This window comes from Actinopolymorpha sp. B17G11, assembly GCF_040196095.1.
Classification (GTDB): domain Bacteria; phylum Actinomycetota; class Actinomycetes; order Propionibacteriales; family Actinopolymorphaceae; genus Thermasporomyces.
In genome coordinates this window covers 51,400-69,121 of sequence record NZ_JBEFTW010000027.1, presented here as the reverse complement: position 1 = coordinate 69,121, position 17,722 = coordinate 51,400, and the positions used below count along the sequence as shown (strand labels likewise).

Sequence of the window (17,722 nt, the reverse complement as noted above, 5' to 3'; positions counted from 1 at the left end):
CCCCAACGGCGGCCAGTTAGTTCCCCGCCGTGGGTTGGTGCGCGTCAGGGCAAGGCCTTCACCCCCTTGCCGGAGGTCGCTTGGGCGAGTCGGAAGCTGTCGCCGTCGGTGACGACGATGTGAGCGTGATGTAGGAGCCGGTCGACGGTGGCAGTGGCGAGGGTCTTGGGCATGATCTCGTCGAATCCTGAGGGGTGCAGGTTGGAGCTGACGGCGAGTGCGCGGCGTTCGTAGGCGGTATCGACAAGGCGGTAGAAGCCTTCGGCGGCGTCCGGGCTGACCGGCAACAGCCCGATGTCGTCGATCAGGATCAAGTCGGCGCGGATCAGTCGGGTGAGTGCGGGGGCGATGGAGTCGTCGACGCGGTGTCGGCGGATGAGGGCGCCGAGGTCTTCGATGGTGAACCAGGCGACGGTCATGCCCGCTTCGACGGCGGCCTGGCCCAGCGCTTCGCAGAAGTGGCTCTTGCCGGTGCCGGACGGGCCGCAGATGCAGAGATTCTCCTTGCGGGTAACCCACTCCAGCGTCTTGAGGGCGTCCTGGGTGGGACGTGGGATGGACGAGGACTGCTCGTCCCAGTCACCGAAGGTCTTCCCGGCGGGGAACCCAGCTCGCTTGCGACGGGTGCGTAGGTTCGTCGCGTCGCGTCCGGCGGCTTCCTCGGCCAGCAGCACCCGGACTACCTCGGCTGGGTCCCAGCGTTGGGCCTTGGCGGTGGGGACCAGATCGGTCAGGGCGCGCCGCAGGTGCGGCAGCCTCAACCGACGAGCCAGGTCGATCGCCTCGTTCAGGGGATCACCGGTCGAGCGGGCGACGGTGCGCAACCCGGCGGCCATCATCGCTCACCCGCCTCGGCGCGGTCGGTGGCGGTGATGCCGAAGTTCGACCATGCCGCCGTGCCTGGTTGCAGGCTGTGGTGTTCGCCGGCCCTGCTGGGTGCGCCATCGTCATGGCCGGTCTGGTAGGTGAGGATGCGGATCAGATCGTTCTCGGCGAACCGGCCAGCGATCGCTGCGGTGCCGAGCGCCTTGTCGACGTCGCTGGTGGGGTGGAGCTTGGCCAGCGCGACGGCTTCGGCCATCTTGGGTCGGATCCGTCGTGTCCCGGCCGCGGCGGCCTCGGTCAGCCACGCGGCCGCCCCGGGCCCGAGGGCGAGGAAGGCTGCCTCGTCGGGAGAGGTGGCCCGCGGGGTGCGCACGCCGTGATGGTCGTCCCGTGGCGGGTAGTGCTCGTCGCAGATGGACGGGGTGCCGGGGACCGAACGCTGGTGCCGGGCGACCTCGGTCGCGCCATCGTCGCCGATGGCGGTGACGATCAGCTCATCACCGGCGAACCTTGCCCACACGCGGGTGTCGACCAACTCGTGCGGCACTGAGTACCGCACACCCTCGACCGAGATCGTGCCGTCCCAGCAGACTCGGCGCGTGGTGCCGAACGCGACCGTGAACGCTGTTCCAGGCAGCCGATGCAGCCGTGTTCGTTCCTCGGCCAACGCCTCGACTGGGCGGCGGCGGGTCTCGCGGTGTTCACGGTCGTTGACGTGTTCGCAGAAGGCTCGGCATGCCGCCTCGAGCTGGCCGAAGGTGCGGAACTCGCCCACCAGGTTGGCCTCGGTGGGCACCAGGTCGGCCTTGGCAATGCGCACCGTGGCTTCCGAACCGCCCTTGGACTGTGGGTCTGCCGGGACACAGGTACGGATCGTCATCCCGTAATGCCGGCCCACCTCGACAATCTCAGGGTTGCGGACGGCGATCGTGGCGACATGGTCGATCGAGACGGTTCGCTCGTTGTCAGTCAACGCATACGTCGGCACCCCACCCAGCCTGCGCAGCGTTGCGTCCAGGCAGGACACGATGGTCGGCAACGTCTTGTCCCACACCGGAATCACCACCCGGAACCGTGACCACGCCAGCCACGCGCACCACAGCTGGGTCTGCCGATCCCGGATCCGCGGCCCGCTACCCCAGTCCCACTGCAGCCACAGCCCCGGCTCAGCAATCCACGGCCGGAACACCCGACGCCGCCCGGCCCGGAACCGGTCCTTGGCCTCGGCCACCGCCCGGCGCGTGGTGCGTTCACCACCGCCGAAGCCCATCGCCGCGATCCGCCGATGCACCACATCGGCGCGCACCTTGCCGTTCGAGCGGACCACCAACTCCTCGACCTTCTCCAGGTACTCATCGATCGGACGGACTCGATGCCCTCGAGCTACCACCGACTGCCCGGACGCCCGCAGCTGCACATACCTCGCCACCGTGTGGTGGTCACACCCGGCCAGCTCAGCCGCAGCCCGGTAACTCCCGGTGAGGTCGAACGCCTCAAGGATCTCCATGATCTCCCTACTCGTCTTCACCGACCGAACTTGATCAGCCGGCACCCAAGCAACGATCACCGGGGAGATATCTGGCCACCACTGGGGAGATCCATGGCCGCCAGCGGGGCAACATCTGGCCGCCTACGGGGATTCTTCACTGGCCGCGGACATGGGTCGTGGTCCAGTGGCGGAGCGCGGTGTAGAGCTTGGCGTACTGGCCATTGGCGTAGGCGTCCGGCGTGACCCACCAGCTCACGTCGACATCGTGGTCTAGCAGTTCCTCGGTGAGAAGCTTTCGCCGGCCGAGCGGGGTAGAGGTAGCAGCAGCCCAGGTACTGTTCGTCGGCGTACACGGCGTAGGTGAACGAGTCATGTTCCCGGAACTCCCATTCATGCCAGACGTGGTCGACGTAGTTGAAGTCCACCGTCACGGGCTCGCCGGCCACGCCTGGGACATGCGCAGTGCGCAGGGCCTCGGTCTGCGCACCGCCTACGTGTTGAGCGACGCTCTGGATGAGGTCGTGGAAGGTCCTTGGGGACATTCGCGGTGAGGATGCGCGGTTGGCACGGTGGATGTCGCCGTGTGCGACAGCTGGTATGTCCGGGTCTTTCCTCGACGTGCAACCGGTCGGTCATCAGGCTGACGCGCCGGTGTCGCCGGTTGCGTTCGGCCGCTGCGGCGGTCAGGCTGCAACACCAGCTGCCCCTTCTCGCCGGCTCGGGCGCTCGGCAAGGATGAGTGGATGCGAGGTGCTGCAGGTCGTGATCGTGGTGCTGGACGAGGCCACTGCCGACGAGGCGTTGGCCGACGCGTCGCTGGCATGTGGTGGCTGCGGTGGGCGCTTGCGGCCCTGGGGTTACGCGCGCACCCGCACGATCCGCGGTCGCGGAGGCACACGCCAGACGGTGCGGCCGCGACGAGCCCGCTGCACGACGTGTCGAGCCACCCACGTGCTGTTGCCAGCCGGCGGCCTGCCACGGCGGACCGACACGATCGAGGTGGTCGGCGCCGCCCTGCTTGCTTACGTGGCAGGGAAGGGGCATCGGGCGATTGCTGCCGAACTCGCGGTGCCCGCCGCGACGGTCCGCGGCTGGATCCGGCGCGCTGCCGCCCGAGCCGAGTGGCTGCGGGTCGAAGCCACCCTCCTGGCCCACGCTGTCGACGCCGAGCCCGCCCCGTCGCTGCCGACGGGTAGCGCCCTCGGTGACGCCCTCGCTGCGCTCGGCGCGGCGAAAGCCGCCGTCACCCGCCGACTCGGCCCGATCGCCCCGCCATGGCATCTGGCCACCACCATCACCGGCGGACGGCTCCTCGCCCCGCTGCCCACCGGCTGACCGACCGGCCACGGCATATCCCTGCCCGGCATGCGGCGACACCACGAGGATGGACCGACAAGGTGACGATCATTCCTGCTCACCGCCGGTGTCGTTTCAGCCGTACACGTCCTCACCAACAGTGTCGCCGTCGTCCTCAACAAGAGCGTCGGGCAACACTACGTCGGCCCCGTCGGCGACCCACCCACCTCCTCGGACCGGTTCGACCTGCACGCCGACGATCTCGCCGGCACTTCCCACACTCGGCGTGTCAGGCCAGACCAGATCCATGGTTAGACGGACAGTCCCTGGCGCTGAGTCTTCAGCGGTAAGTGGCGTCGGGCAGCGTTCGTCGATCGGGCGTGTTTGTGGTCGGTTCACGCGGGTCGGGTCGGGCACAACTCGAGGCTGTGGTGTTACTGTCTGAGTGATTCCACGCGGGTGCTCGCGGCAGCGGGCTGAGAGGGAGCTGACGCCGCTCCGACCGTTGAACCTGATCCGGGTAATGCCGGCGAAGGAAGTGAGGAGCAGTCGTGCTACCCCGTTTTCACTGGCTCGTCGATTCACAGTCTGTGCAGGGCGAGCCACTTGGCCAGGTGGTCGCCGCAGGTGTGGACGCAGTGCAGGTCCGCGCGAAGAACCTCACCGATCGCGAGTTGGTGGAACTGACCGTCGAGGTCGTCACCATTGTCGATGGGCGCGCGGGTGATCGTCAACGACCGGCTCGAAATCGCGCTGGCGGCGAGCGCCGACGGTGTGCACCTCGGCCGGGACGACTTGCCGGTCCACCATGCCCGCCGGCTCGTGCAGTTCTCGTCGGCGGTCACGGTCGCGGCGTGCGTAGACGCCGGGCTTCGTGCGGTGATCCTGCGCAAACTCGACCTGGACGACAGCGAGCGCACGGTGATGACGCCGCAGATCAGGCACCGCACCGGCGCAGACGGTGTGCTCCTCATCGCCAAACGCCTTCCGTGCACCCACGGGCAGCACCTGTCGGCGACGCAACGGACCTTGACGCACGACCTGTGCCATTCCACGGACGTTCCTGCCACGACGGTGGGCAGGTACGCCGTGCGGTGGAGGGCGCTGCGGCGTACGTGACGGCCTCACCTGCCGCGGCCACGCCTTCCAAGCCCGGTTACGGGCCGCCCCTGGGCGAGCCCGGTCTGCGCCACCTCGCCAAGGCGTCCGCCGGCACTCACGGTGCTCGCCCTCGGCGGCGTGCAGCGGAGCAAGCGCCGAGAGAGGGGTTGTCGGATCATGCAGGATCGGTGGAGATCGGTTTCGGTGGTCTCGACCAAGTGGAATGGTGACTTCCATCGGAGGACGCCATCGTTGGAGCTTGGGTCTGACGCCACAGGCACGTGGCTGTGGATTCCGCAGGGCACCGTTGCGGAAACCCCCTCTGGTCCGTACAACGCCCTCCCTGGCCTCCGTCTGATCCCTGTCGGCCAGATGTGGTCGGCCTACTTCGTGCCGTCGTCTCCGGTCGGTCGGCGGCCCGCGAGTGTGTATGTCGACATCAGCACCCCGATCCGGCGGAACGGTGAATTGTTCGAGTTTGTTGATCTGGATCTAGATCTGGAGCAGGTCGAGACGGGACCGGTCAAGGTGTTGGACCGTGAAGAGTTCTTGGAGCGGTCGCAGGCATGGTCCTACCCGACAAAGCTGGTCACTGCCGCGGAGGAAACCTGCGCCTCGGTTGAAGCCGCACTGTCTGATGGCAGCTCACCGTTCGACGGGACCTATGTCTCTTGGTGGCTACTGGTCAGCTGACAGGGCGGTAGCGCTGCAAACGGGATGCCCGCGCCGTCAATGGCAGGTATGGGAGGGTGCAGCATGCAACTCACTGGCGATGGGCATGTCCACAGCGAGTGATCCTTCGACACCGGCAGCCCGAACTCGGCATCAGCACGACGAGGCCAAGCGTTACGCCAACGAGTCCTACCGAGCCGCGAAGCGCCTGCCGTCGTCACTGACCGACGACGTCGCGAGTACGCGCACCACTGTCGGCGGAGTCCCCCTCCCCGGCTACTTCCACGAGGGCGTCATCCGCGCACGCCTCGGCGGGTTGCTCGAAACCTGACCCGCGAGCTTTGCGCCAGCCACCCACCGAATCCACCTCAGCTAACCCTCTCGCGCGCCTGCCCCGGCCCGGCATGTACCGGCACCGGACCCGCGAAGCGGACCAGCGGTTTTCAAGATCGGTAATGACTGTGGCCCTGACCTGCGCTTTCATTCGCGACCTGGGCGCCGGCCGAGCGCATTCCCCGCGCGGGACGGCTGGGCCGCAGCTGGCGGGCCACCGCGCCCATCCGCTGACTCATGCCAGCCACGGCAGGTGCGAGTAGCGCAAGCGCCCACAAGTGCTCGCACCCTTAACACGTGGCCCAAACCGGCCAAGGCATGGCGGTCCTTCGATCCGCGCCAAGGACGTCTCAGGACGTCCCTGCGAACGCAGGACGTCTGTCCACGTCCATTCAGGGAGTGGGAACGTCATCTGCCTGTCGAGTTCAACGCCTCATGCGGCTCAACACCCGTGCCCGAACAGCCGCCGCCGACTACTCCCCCAAACTTGGCGACCGGTGGCATCACGTCGAAATGCGCTGTCCGCGCCGACGGGCGCGGCGATACGCTGCCGATTCGCTCCGGCCCAGCCCGCTCCACCGACGCATCTCTTGCCCCCACGACGAAATGACGCGCTCATGAGACTGCCCGAGGACCACAGTCGATTTCTGGAGAGCTTGCTCCAACAGATCCAGAAGGACGAGAGGTTCATCGGGCTGGCGGCCGGCGGATCACTGCTGTCGGACGAGGTGGACGAGTTCTCCGACCTCGACCTGATCCCTGTCGTGGATCCCGCCCACCATGCGTCCGTGATGGAGCAGCGCCTGGACCTCACCGCGTCCTGGGGGCGGCAGCTCACCGCGTTCACCGGTGAGCACGTCGGTGAGCCGCGCCTGGTGATCTGCCTGTACGAAGACCCGCTGCTCCACGTCGACTTCAAGTTCGTCACACCCGACGACCTCGAGAAGCGGATCGAGGACCCGGTTGTCCTGTGGGAGAGAACCACGGAGCTCACCGACGCCATCGGTCGAACTGAGAGCCACCACCCGATGCCCGACCCGCAGTGGATCGAGGACCGCTTCTGGTGCTGGGTCCACTACATCGCGGCCAAGCTTGGTCGTGGCGAACTCTTCGATGTCCTCGATGCGCTCAGCTTCCTCAGGGCGCGGGTGCTCGGCCCGCTGGCGCTGGTGTCGGCGGGCCACCTGCCCCGCGGCGTCCGGCGGCTGGAGACGCGGGTTCCCACCTTCGCCGAACGCCTCCAGGGCACCGTCGCCGGTTACGACCTCAAGGAGTGCGGAGAGGCCGTCCGCTCCTGCGTCACCCTCTACCGCGAACTCCGCGACCGGCTCGCCCCGGCCGACTTCACCCGTAGGAGCGAGGCCGAGCGGGTCAGCCTCGCCTACCTCGACGAGGTCCTGAGCCGAGAAGCCCACCCGACGTCGGGCTGATTCCGGGCTAGCCGACCGCCTGGGCCAACGGCCGCGCCGGCCTGCCCTCACTTCGCCGGTGTCTTCACCGTGTCCGCGTGACCGTGACGTCAGCAGTAGCTCTGCCATTTTCGCAAGCTCGCGGCAGTGCGTGGCACCGCGCTTTCTTAGCTGCGCCCACACTTCGCCGCGGCCTCGCAGGTCGGTCAGCACCCGGTGGATGGTGGTCCGACTGCCCAACCCGCGCTGGTACAGCTCGGCCGCGGTGAACGGCCGGTCGGTGCGTTTCACGAACGCCACGACACGGTCCGGAGGTCTTGTGCCCTGGTACCAGTTGGCCATGGGGTTGGCGTTGAGGATGGCGCGGCCCCACCCGCCCACCAGTCGAGCTCGCTGGCTGAGTCCCAGGTGCACCGTGGCCACCGGCGGTGGGTCTGGTGACGCCGAAGTTCGGCTCCCCGGGCGCGTCTGTAACGTCCGGGGAGCCGATGTCCTTCGGTTACGCCCTAGGCGCCAGCTGCAACCTGCTGGGAATGGACGATATCGACGCGCCGAGTCCCTCGATGTCCCCCATCATGCGCGCAATGTGGGCCTCGGCACGGCCGATTTCCTTCGCTCTCTTGGACCACAACCGCTCGTGGGCGGCGCGCTCGGCATCGAGCTGGTCGTGCATGTTGGTCATCGATTCCACCGCGGCCTTGACATGCTCGCTGAAGCGGGCGCTGGTGATGTAGTCATAGACCTCACCTTGGAGATCGGTCTTGCCGGCGATCCTGGCCTGTTGCTGGGCAAGCGCGACGAGGCCTTCGCGGAGTACGAGCGCCAGCAGGGGCGCGCTGGCAAGATCGGTGATCCACACATCGTCCCGCCGATCGATGCGCGCCGCCCCGGGGGGAAGGCACGCAGTAAGGATGACGGCCGCGCTGGCCCCGCACCGGCACGGCCAGCCAGGCGTCGTCCCACTTCTTGGCCCGCTTGGACTCCACAGGATGGCACCGCACCGCAAGGACCGATCCCGTATGGTCTGCAGGACATCGGCGCCCCGCGTTCCTCGAGGTATCTGGGCCAGTTCGTCGGTGGGGAACTCGCTGGCGAGATCCTGCTCGAGCGCATCCTCCTGCGCGGTCCCCTGCAGTTCCTCTGAACCCTGTACGGCCCGCCGCTGCGCCTCCTCGAGGCTTGCAGACAGCCGCTGCAGTTGCTTGTCCTTCTCAGCCAGTTGGAGGGTGTTCCGTGTGCTCTCAGGTGACTACAGCGCGGTGAGGAACCGATGAAGGACGCACAATCTCGCACCACGAAACGGCCATAACGGACACGTCGATCCGCGTCCAGGGACGATTCGTGTCCTCTGACCTAGGCTTTTGAGTGAGCCGCCTGTGGTGTGCTGGCTCAGGACATCGGAATGGGGTGTCTCACGACATCGGAATAGGAATGTCTCGGGTCATCGGCATGGCGGGTCCGGTGCCGCTGGCCGGTTGGCAGAGGCTGCCCGGTGTCGAAACGTCGTCTTGTCATCACCGCCGTCCTCGCCGGCGCATCACAGTCCGAGACCGCCCGCACCTACGGTGTCTCCCAGGGCTGGATCAGTCGTCTCATGGCCCGCTACCGCGCAGCGGGCGAGGCCGCGTTCGAGCCGGATTCGCGGACACCAAGGACCAGCCCCGCCGCGGCCGCCGAGGAGACCGTCCAACTCGTCCTCGAACTACGCAAGAAGCTCGCCGAGCAGGGTCTGGACGCCGGCGCAGACACCATCGGCTGGCACCTGACCCACCACCACCAGATCACGGTGTCGCGGGCCACGATCAACCGGATCCTGGTCCGCCACGGCACCCTCACCCCCGACCCGTCCAAACGGCCGAAGTCGTCATACATCCGCTTCGCCGCCGAGCAGCCCAACGAGTGCTGGCAGTCCGACTTCACGCACTACCGGCTCAGCAACCCCGACGGCACACCCGGCGCGGATGTGGAGATCTTGTCCTGGCTCGACGACCACGCCCGCTATGCCCTCAGTGTGACGGCCCACCCCCGCATCACCGGCCAGATCGTTGTGGATCTGGCACAAATTCCGTGACGCGTTACTGGCGGTGATGGTCGCTGTGTGGGGCTATGCGAGGAGGACTCGTTTGCGGAGTAGGTCGAATTTTGCGCGGCCGAACATTTGTCGTTTGATGAATTTGAGCTTGTTGACGGTGCCTTCAACTGCCCCGGAGTTGTAGGGCAACGTGAGCCCGTTGAGGACTGCGCGCATATCGCGGCGGATGCCAGCGGTAAACGACTTGAGGTCTGGCAAGTTGTCGTCGGTGTCGATGGCTGTCATCCAGTCGTGGAGCCGCTGGCCCCGCAGGCCCGTCATCATCTCAGCGAATTCGGCGACTCTTGCCGCGGTGGTGCACAGCGGTGTCGAGCGGGCCAGGATGGTGTCCAACTTGGTCTTGTCGGCAGGATCCAGATGGTCGGGGTGGGTCAGGATCCAGCGGGTTACCTCACGCACAGATGGTGGAGGAGGCGGCGGCGGTGTCGTGGTGTCTCGTAGCGGGTGCAGGTAGCGGCGGACAGTCTTGTCGGATCCGCGGAAGCCTTGCGCCTTGACCTCTTCGGTTAGCACCGCCGCGTTTTCGCACCCTTCAGCCAATCGGTTGTTCAGGTAGGCCTTGAACGGGTCCAGTTTGCTGGTGCGTTTGCCGGCCAGTGTGAGTACGTCGTCCGGAGTTGCCGCGCGGGCGAACTTGCGGACGGTCTTGCGGTCCAGCCCGAGGACCTGTGCGATGGCTGACACTGATCTTCCATGCCGGAGCTGGTCGTGTACGGCGGCGTGGCGTTCGATGGTGCGGGTGACGATCCTGGACATCGGCTGAGCAGTTCTGGGTGAAGCGACCGCCCGCCGGTCATCGGTGGGCTCAGAGTCGTGGTCGGGTTCGCTCAGGCTGGCCTTGTTGCGGGACCACTGTCTTCTCCACGTAGCTGGCGAGGTTGTTCCACAGGTGCCACCTGTCGGCGACCTGAATCGCATCTGGTGCGGCGGTGCGGGCTGCATCGGCGTAGCCGCCGGCACGGTCCCGGCAGATCACCTGAACGCCGGGATGTTCCCGCAGCCAGGCGGCGAAGGTGTCCGATTGGCTGTCTGGCAGCAGGTCAATCGGCGTGTTCGTGTCGAGGTTCATCAGCAGAGTGCCGTATACGCGGCCACGCCGGAACGCGAAGTCGTCGACGCCAAGGACGCTGATGAGGCCGGTTTCTGGGTCGGGTAGCGCTCGCACCATACGCAGCAGCGTGGTGCGGCTAACCGGTACGCCCAGGCTTCGGGCGAGCCGTGCACCCGCTCTGCCGGCGAGCGCGATTCCGATCGACTCCAACATGCTACGCAGCAACGGTGTTCGCCGAGCATGCGCCGAGGTCAGCCCGGGAACTTGTTCGACGAGGGTCGCGGCTGCACAGTCTTCGCCGCTGCAGAAGAACCGTCGTACCTGCAGCTTGATCACGACCGGTCCACCTGCGATCGCGGTGTCGGCGAGCCGGCGCCAGTAGCGGCTGTGCACCCGGGTGGAACCGGTGCGGCAGTGCGGACACAGCGCACGTCTACTTGAGGCGCGTGCGCAGATCACCAGTGCCGAGGTGAGATGTTCGACGCCGCGAACGACGACATCAGCAAGATGGGGCAGCAACCGCTGCAGCGAAAGGTACACTTGGCATTGCCCTTCTTGTTCAGGTGTTTCTTGGTCGAAACAGAACCTGCACAAGAAGGGCCTTTGCTGACCGGCGGACACGCACACGCGACAAAGTCAAATTTTGGTTATTACAAGAATTCCGAAGAACTGCTACGAGACCGCGAACTGGCCGGTCCGATAAACAGTCAGTCGCCGCCTCACGGAATTTGTGCCAGATCCTCGTTGTGGCTACCTTCGGTCAAACCGTTACCCAGTATGGGATTCCGGCGTCCACGCTGACCGACAACGGCATGGTCTTCGCCACCCGGCTATCCGGTGGCAAAGGCGGCCGCAACGCCTTCGAGACCGAACTCCGCGCCCTGGGCGTGATGCAGAAAAACTCCCGCCCCAACCACCCCACCACGTGTGGGAAGGTCGAGCGATTCCAGCAAACAATGAAGAAATGGCTGCGTGCACAGCCCGACCAACCGACCACCATCGCCGACCTCCAGGCACTCCTGGACGCGTTCGACATCACAGGGAGCCGCCTATGGGAATCGAACCCACGACCTACGCATTACGAGAACCCCCGCCGCCCTGCCCAGCCGTTCTACCTGCGACTTTGAAGTCACGCCGCCGATCAGAAGTCGACTCCGCGTGCATCATGTCACCGAAGGTCGCACCACAACCCGCACCATGAACGTGCCCGAACCGGGAGCTCGATCCATCCGGGCCGGTCCCACCAACGCGACCGTCACAGTCACCCTGCGAACTTCGGGTCATCGGTGAACTCGCCGTAGATCGCGGTGAACGTGTGGGTCGTGCCCGAGCGCAGCCGCTTGAGCGTGGCCCGGGCTTCCCCGCGTCGGTGATGAACTCCTTCGCGTCGTTGTCGTAGATGTAGATCCACCAGAAGTTGTTGTTGGCCGGTGGAGTCCAGGCGAGCGTGACGGTATTGCCGGAAACGCTCGCGACACAAACCTCCAGCGGCGGCTTCGACGAGTCGACGCTCGCGCCGGCGGCCTGGGCGCTGCCCAGCATCGCAGGTCCGGCCAAGAGTGCGGCGCCGGTGGTGAGGAGGAATCCTCTCCAGTCTCTCAAGGCGGTGACCTTCCTGACGGGGTGCGGTGTCCCCATCGTGATCGCGTCATAGTGGGGGCGCGTGCGCGGTGAGATACGCCCAGCATGTCGCCGCCGTTCAGCACTTGACCGCATGCGGAAGGTATTCGGTGATTTGAAATATCGGGATGGTGCGGCATTCCCCGGCATGCATGGCGAGCATGACGGCAGTCAAAGGCCTCCAGACCCTCGCAGACATCGGGAAATCCACCGCACCGCGCGATGACATCGGTCCGAGAAGGCGATCCCTGATCGACAACAACCCGCTCTAACGGCAACTGCTGTATCCGGGTTAGCCTTCCCCCGTCGGATCGGTTCGCGGCTCGTCTTGGAGCCTTTGGTTGGCCTCTCCTGCTCCACAGGTACGTTGCAAGGCGAAGTCCTCCACGACGGCCTTTCGTGGGCTTATCCGTGCGGTCCGTGACTGTGGAATGTGACCGGGACTGGAGACGATCATCTCCAGTGGGTTGTTCGAGGCCGCGATCCAATATGCGTAGCCGCCTCCGGCGTCGGTGAAGCGGGTGACGCCGCCCGATGTGTGGTCGATCCTGACGACTGCCGCCGCCAGTGGGCGCTCGTTCCCCTGGCAGTCGACGTCGGTCACTGTGCCGGTGATCTTGCCCCAGGTGCTGGGCGGGGTGGCGGTCACTGTCACGTCGACAGGGTTGACAGGGTACGGCGTGTCATGCCGGACACCGAGTCCGGCGTGGTAGGTGCCGGGCTGGTCCATCGAGCCGTCCAGTTGCACGGTTGCGCGGACCTGCTCACCTGGCTGCAGCGTGACGGAGTTCGGCGCGACCGACATCCAGGGCAGGTCGGTCGTGACAGCGCAGTCGCGGAAGTCGGGGTGCACTTCCGCGCTGGAAGTTGGCGCGGAGTCCAACCCGCCGATCTTGTAGAAGCCGCATGCGCCGCCCGCCCGGAATACGGTCTGGTTTGACGGCTCGATCTCGGTCCAGCGGTCGGCCGCCGGGTCGTAGGCCGCTCCCCGGTTGGTGATCTCGCTGGAGCCGTCGGTCACGCCGCCGGAGACAACGAATTGTCCGTTGGCCGCCGCGTACGTCATACCCCAGTCGTCGTAGGGCATGTCGGCGCGCCTGGACCAGCTGTTGGTGTCGGGGTTGTACTCGTATGTGGATGCGCTGCCGTTGTTGAAGTCGCCAGGGCGGGCGCCGCCAGCGCAGTAGAGCCGACTTTCCAGCCCGGCGCAGCCGAGCCACGAGATCGTCTCCGGGTAGTTGGCCAGGGTCTCCCAGCTGTCGGTGCGGATGTCGTAGCGCCACACGTTGTTCGACGGTGTACAGGAGAGGAAGGCGGAGCATCCACCGACCACGTAGATCTTGCCGTCGACAGCCGCGGCACCGGGTGCGGCGCGGCTTCCGGGCATCGGAGTGAGCTCTCGGTAGGTGTCGCTGCCGCGGTCGTAAACGAACACAGTCCGGTTCGTCTTCGCGTCGCCGCTCCAACCGCCGAGGATGTAGATCAGCCCGTTGTGCTCCACCACCTCGGGCTTCATCCGGTCTCCCGGCATGGACGCGATCGGTTCCCATTGCCCCACTGTCGGATCGAACCTGTACGCGTTGGCGAGCGAAGCGGATCCGTTGGTCCCGCCGAACGAGTACACCACGTCCTCGACCACGGTCGCGCTGTTGTCCAGGATGCGCTGCGGGTAGTTGGGCAGCGCCTTCCACGGAGCAGCGGCCGGTTGGGCCTGTGCCGGCGAATCCGCATGTGCCCGTGAATCCGCCAGCTGGTCCCCAGACAGGATCGGCGCCGTCGTGAACTGCCCTTCGATGTTGCGCACCTGCACCGGCTGCTGCTCCACGCCAAGACTCTTGAACGTGCCGCGGCGTTCGGTCAGCTCCACCTTCGCCGGCGCGGTGCCGGTGTTGGTGATGGTGAACGACCGCTCCTGCTGGAACTGACCAATCTGCACCTGTGCGTCCAACGCGCTCGGGCTGAACTCGAGCTGTCCGGCGGGCAGGGCGAGATCGGCCTGGTTCGCTGCGTCCGGTCGCACGTCGACCGTCTTCGTGGCGTCGGCGTAGTTGCGTGTGGAGGCGCGGAACGTCTTGCTGCCGGTCTGGGGTGAGAAGCGCCAGAAGAATCCCTGACCGTGCGCCGGGTCGCCCTCGATGCTGGACGTACGGACGACCTCCGACGGGTCGTCGACGTCGGTCACCGTGGCCCGCCCGATCCCGACACCTGTGTTGGCGTCGGTGACGTTGCCGACCACCAGCCCACCAGGGGCCGGGCTGCACTCGATCGAGGTGTCCGTGGTGGCCCATTCGAGGGCGTTGAGGAACACCTGGGTTGCGTCGGGTGTCCAGTTGGGTGGTCCGCCGGATTCGAAGAACCAGCCGCCGCCGTGCATGGACAGCAGGACGTGGCGGTTGTTCGCGCGCTGTTGCACACCGATGCCCTGTCCCAGATCGCCAGTGTCGGATCTGCCGGCGTTGGCAATGACCGTCCGACCATCGCCCTGGTAGCCGTCGAACCAGGCGTGGTTCTTCCAGGTGCTGGTCTCGTCGAAGACGATCTCGTCCCCGACCTCGAATCCGTCAAGAACCGGGTGTTTCTGGGTGACCTTGTAGTAGAGGTGGGGGATGTCCTGGCTGCTGTCGAAGTGACGCGAGCTGGGGTTGCCGAGGCGTTGCCGCAGCAACTCGACTCCGGTGGGAACGTCGCTTGACTGGTCCGGCTGATCGAGCCACACGACACCGGTGCCGGCGGCGTCGGTCTCGTCCAGGAACTGGCGGAACCGCTGGTCACCAGGGTCGCCCGGGACATTGGCGACGATCACGTCGTAGTCCGCGGGGTCGTGGTCGGAGAAGATGTGGTATTCGAACTCGTCGTTGGGTATTCCGCGGCCGTCCAGGAACTGGAGGATCTGCCCACCGAAGTCGCCCCACACTCCGACCCGCGCGCTGGTATACCCCGGCGCCGTCTCGCAGTTGTTGACGGTCAGCTCGAGGTTCTTCGTGATGTCGCCGGAGCCGACATCTACCGTGTTGCTCAGCGTGCCGTAGCCGGGGTACTGGGATTCGACTACGAGCGTGTGGGTGCTGTCAGCCGGCAGCTGGATGTTGTAACGACCCGTCACCGGATCGGTGAACGTGCTCCTCGGGGTGCCCTGCGCGCTGACCTTCGCGTACATCGGCCACCCGTGGCCAGAGCCGTCGGTGACCTGACCGCTGACCGTGAGACTCGGGGCGGACTCGAGCGCGAAGTCGTGAGTGGCGATCTGGTTGGCGGCAATGCTCACCTGGGCGGTCTGGTCGGCGTACGCGAACGCCCCGGCCGTCAATGTGTAGTCGCCGGCGGCCAGCGTGATCGAGTAGGTCCCATCATCGCGGGTGCTGAGTTCGCGGTTCACCACGCCGGCGATGGTGACGGTGGCACCGCCGATCGGTTCACCGCTGCCAGCGTCGGTCACCGTGCCGGCGAGCGTACCCGTCGGCCCGCGCGGAGACCGTTCGACCGCGGCGAAAGCGTCCAGACGCCCCTGTCCGTACATGTTGTTGTTCTCCGGCGTGCCACCACAGGTGAGATCCGGAGTGTCGATCGCGGTGCTGTCCAGGAGCTGCCGTGTCGTGGCGACGTCGCGCTCGAGCGCGTTCGCCGCGGACCACATCAACGCCACGGTGCCCGCCACATGGGGCGAAGCCATCGACGTCCCACTGATCGTGCTGTAGCTCCCGTCGTTCCACGCCGACCGTACGTCAACGCCTGGCGCGGCGATGTTCGGCTTGATCAGGTCACTGTCGAACGCCGTGGGACCACGGCTGGAGAACGACGCCAGGTTGTTGTCGATGTCGATCGCACCGGCCGCATAGGTTTCGGGCAGGTTGCCCGGGTTGCCAGACGAACCACAGGCTGCCCCGCTGTTGCCGTTGGAGAACTGTGGAAAGATTCCCGCTGCGCCCCAGGCCTGCACTGTCGGCTGGAACCACGGGTCGGAGTCCGCGTCACCGCCCCACGAGTTGTTCACGATGTGGGGCCGGCGAGCCGGGTCTGGGTTGTTGCCCTCCAGGTCGGTTGGCGCGAGCATGAACTGCCCGGACGATAGCAACGCGGCTTGCGTGCAGTTGTCGCCCTCACATCCCTTGGCGGTCATCCACTTAGCGCCCGGCGCGACGCCGACCTGGTTTCCGGCACCGTCGTCACCGACCATGGTGCCCATGGTGTGCGTGCCATGGCCGGCGTTGTCACATGGCTCGAGCGACGGGCTGCCGCAAACTCTCGAGGGATCCCACCAGTTGTAGTTGTGGTCGAAGCTGCCACCGCCCCGGTTGCCTCGATACTGGTTGACAAGGACATGGTGGGTGAACAGCACACCGGTGTCGATGCTGCCGACCACGATGCCCTCGCCACGGTCACCGAACTCGTCCCACACACGCGGGGCGTTGACCCGATCCACGCCCCACTCGACGGCAGCGACACTCGGTGGGTCTTCCTCGGCTGGAATTGGCTTGGGAACCTTGTAGGTCCGGTCGGCGGTGATCTGCTCGACCTCGGGCCGAGCCGCGATCCGTCGCAGCAGCTTCGCGTCGCCGGTCACCTTGATCGTGTTGGCGATCCAGTACGGCTGAAACTTGACACCCTCGTCCTTCAGCATCGCACGTAGGCCGGCCTGGCTGCGGGAGGCGGTCTCGGTCAGTTCGTCGTATACGAACCGGCCCTGTTTCGCCCGGTTGGCGATCCCGGGCGCGGCCCTCAGGTCAGCCTCCTTTCGGAGGTAGACCCAGAAGTCGGTGGTTTCGTTTGCGGCAAGCTGTTTGAACAACCGTTGCTCGACAGCGGCATCCCCAGGCGACGCCTGTTGCGGTGCCACAGCTCGTCCTGACGCAGGTCGCGTACCCGCCGACGAGGGTGTTGCCAGCAGAGTGAGCCCGGCGAGCACAGTGACCGACATCAGCGCGCACAGCGCCGCGTGGATCGTGCCTCCCAGTCTGCTCCGATGCCATCGTGGTCTGCTTCGCCCCGCTCGCTCCGCGAGGTGGCCGAAACTGCGTACGCTCATCGAACACTCACCTCTTCTGACACGGAGCGGTACGGACGGCTCATGCCGGCACCCAGCCGTCCTGCTCCTCGCCTGCAGATGCCGCACAGTCGGCAGTGGGATCCGGCTCGCTCGCGTGGTCGCCAGCGGCTTCGACGTTGGACGCGTGCCCACTCACATCCCCGCTGCGACCTGCTGCGGGAGCGGCCGCAACGTCGTTGCAGCGGTCTGGCTCATCCATCGGCTGGCTCGCAACCCCGACGTCCGGTCCGCCTCCGCTCACATCGGAGGGGCGCTTTGGCTTGGCCTGGTTCACACGCCAAGCCTCGGCTCTGGCGATCGGACCAACAATCAGGTGAACTGCGTATTTTTGCGATCGCGTAGCCGCAGACCTTTCGTGAGCCGGCAACCGGCACCCGCTCGCGACGCGCCGCAGGAACAGCGTTGATACCTAAGTCCGGATCCACTGGCCGCTGGCGCGGACTTGATCGATGACGTGGCGTTGTGCGCCACGTCGGCATGGTGGTGCCACTTCGCAGAGTCACGGTGTTCAGCGGAAGACAGCATCGTCGAGTCGCAAAGGTGCCGCACTAAGCTCGCTCTGATCTCGCGTGCTTCGACGTGGCAGCAAGCATCACCTACTACACGGAGAAGCTTGGTTTCGAGCATGCCTGGAGAATGACAGCCGGGGATTCCTGCACCGTTGACTTTGCGTGTGTCCGGCTTGGCGATGTGCCGATCCTGCTCGGCGTTGGTGGACGGCTAGGTCTGCGCACGTACGGGAGCTCGAAGCAGCCGGAGCGCGCTTGTCACCAGCAACATCGAGGACCGT

General features: G+C 66.2%; 16 protein-coding genes, 1 pseudogene and 1 riboswitch. Of the genes and pseudogenes, 9 read left to right on the top strand and 8 right to left on the bottom strand.

Translation table 11 applies throughout. From position 1 onward, the window contains the following. Positions 1–44 precede the first annotated feature (44 nt). Both istB and istA read right to left on the bottom strand, forming a co-directional pair. Positions 45–839, bottom strand: a complete 795-nt coding sequence (gene istB, locus ABN028_RS24355) for an IS21-like element helper ATPase IstB (protein WP_349698229.1) — start codon at positions 837–839, stop codon at positions 45–47. Continuing rightward, a pseudogene (gene istA, locus ABN028_RS24350) lies at positions 796–2,353 on the bottom strand (IS21 family transposase). Before istA ends, istB begins: the two are co-directional and overlap by 44 nt. A gap of 332 nt (positions 2,354–2,685) precedes the next feature. Between istA and ABN028_RS24345 the strand changes: the two are divergent. Next, positions 2,686–2,865 carry a hypothetical protein gene (locus ABN028_RS24345; protein WP_349698227.1) on the top strand — a complete coding sequence of 60 codons (180 nt, stop codon included), beginning with the start codon at positions 2,686–2,688 and terminating at the stop codon, positions 2,863–2,865. 199 nt (positions 2,866–3,064) lie between these two features. Continuing rightward, entirely contained in the window at positions 3,065–3,649 is a 585-nt protein-coding gene (locus ABN028_RS24340) for a DUF6431 domain-containing protein (protein WP_349698226.1), read from the top strand. Positions 3,650–3,745: 96 nt separating this feature from the next. On the opposite strand, the gene ABN028_RS24335 is transcribed toward ABN028_RS24340, so the two are convergent. Both ABN028_RS24335 and ABN028_RS24330 read right to left on the bottom strand, forming a co-directional pair. Further along, a complete protein-coding gene (locus tag ABN028_RS24335; RefSeq protein ID WP_349698225.1) occupies positions 3,746–3,919 on the bottom strand; it encodes a hypothetical protein in 174 nt (57 codons plus the stop codon). A 136-nt stretch (positions 3,920–4,055) separates the two neighbouring features. Continuing rightward, positions 4,056–4,165: riboswitch (TPP riboswitch) on the top strand. Positions 4,166–4,191: 26 nt separating this feature from the next. Then, on the bottom strand, positions 4,192–4,344 hold the full coding sequence (locus ABN028_RS24330) for a hypothetical protein (RefSeq protein WP_349698224.1): 153 nt from the start codon (positions 4,342–4,344) through the stop codon (positions 4,192–4,194). On the opposite strand from ABN028_RS24330, the gene ABN028_RS24325 reads away from it, so the two are divergent. From ABN028_RS24325 to ABN028_RS24310, 4 genes are all read left to right on the top strand, one after another. After that, entirely contained in the window at positions 4,334–4,729 is a 396-nt protein-coding gene (locus tag ABN028_RS24325) for a thiamine phosphate synthase (protein ID WP_349698223.1), read from the top strand. The genes ABN028_RS24330 and ABN028_RS24325 overlap by 11 nt on opposite strands. A 186-nt stretch (positions 4,730–4,915) precedes the next feature. After that, the gene (locus tag ABN028_RS24320; protein WP_349698222.1) at positions 4,916–5,404 is read left to right on the top strand and encodes a DUF402 domain-containing protein; all 489 of its coding nucleotides are present in this window, start codon (positions 4,916–4,918) and stop codon (positions 5,402–5,404) included. Positions 5,405–5,489: 85 nt separating this feature from the next. Beyond that, a complete protein-coding gene (locus ABN028_RS24315; RefSeq protein ID WP_349698221.1) occupies positions 5,490–5,714 on the top strand; it encodes a hypothetical protein in 225 nt (74 codons plus the stop codon). Positions 5,715–6,333: 619 nt separating this feature from the next. Beyond that, positions 6,334–7,146: a hypothetical protein gene (locus ABN028_RS24310; RefSeq protein ID WP_349698220.1), complete on the top strand. Its 813-nt coding sequence runs from the start codon at positions 6,334–6,336 to the stop codon at positions 7,144–7,146. Between the two features lie 478 nt (positions 7,147–7,624). On the opposite strand, the gene ABN028_RS24305 is transcribed toward ABN028_RS24310, so the two are convergent. Continuing rightward, complete coding sequence (locus ABN028_RS24305) at positions 7,625–8,344, bottom strand: DUF2130 domain-containing protein (RefSeq protein WP_349698268.1); 720 nt, start codon at positions 8,342–8,344, stop codon at positions 7,625–7,627. 273 nt (positions 8,345–8,617) lie between these two features. Between ABN028_RS24305 and ABN028_RS24300 the strand changes: the two genes are divergently transcribed. Then, positions 8,618–9,196, top strand: a complete 579-nt coding sequence (locus ABN028_RS24300; protein ID WP_349698219.1) for a helix-turn-helix domain-containing protein — start codon at positions 8,618–8,620, stop codon at positions 9,194–9,196. 33 nt (positions 9,197–9,229) lie between these two features. Here ABN028_RS24300 and ABN028_RS24295 read toward each other — a convergent pair whose 3' ends face one another. Both ABN028_RS24295 and ABN028_RS24290 read right to left on the bottom strand, forming a co-directional pair. After that, positions 9,230–9,973 (bottom strand): transposase, encoded by a 744-nt coding sequence (locus ABN028_RS24295; RefSeq protein WP_349698218.1) that lies wholly within the window; start codon positions 9,971–9,973, stop codon positions 9,230–9,232. A 49-nt stretch (positions 9,974–10,022) separates the two neighbouring features. Continuing rightward, positions 10,023–10,808 (bottom strand): ISL3 family transposase, encoded by a 786-nt coding sequence (locus tag ABN028_RS24290; RefSeq protein ID WP_349698217.1) that lies wholly within the window; start codon positions 10,806–10,808, stop codon positions 10,023–10,025. A 206-nt stretch (positions 10,809–11,014) separates the two neighbouring features. Between ABN028_RS24290 and ABN028_RS35485 the strand changes: the two genes are divergently transcribed. Both ABN028_RS35485 and ABN028_RS24280 read left to right on the top strand, forming a co-directional pair. Further along, positions 11,015–11,395 carry an integrase core domain-containing protein gene (locus ABN028_RS35485; RefSeq protein WP_502879210.1) on the top strand — a complete coding sequence of 127 codons (381 nt, stop codon included), beginning with the start codon at positions 11,015–11,017 and terminating at the stop codon, positions 11,393–11,395. A 320-nt stretch (positions 11,396–11,715) separates the two neighbouring features. Continuing rightward, on the top strand, positions 11,716–11,922 hold the full coding sequence (locus ABN028_RS24280) for a hypothetical protein (RefSeq protein WP_349698216.1): 207 nt from the start codon (positions 11,716–11,718) through the stop codon (positions 11,920–11,922). A gap of 258 nt (positions 11,923–12,180) precedes the next feature. Here the strand turns inward: ABN028_RS24280 and ABN028_RS24275 are convergent, their stop codons facing one another. Next, positions 12,181–16,722 (bottom strand): S8 family serine peptidase, encoded by a 4,542-nt coding sequence (locus tag ABN028_RS24275; RefSeq protein WP_349698215.1) that lies wholly within the window; start codon positions 16,720–16,722, stop codon positions 12,181–12,183. Positions 16,723–17,722 lie beyond the last annotated feature (1,000 nt).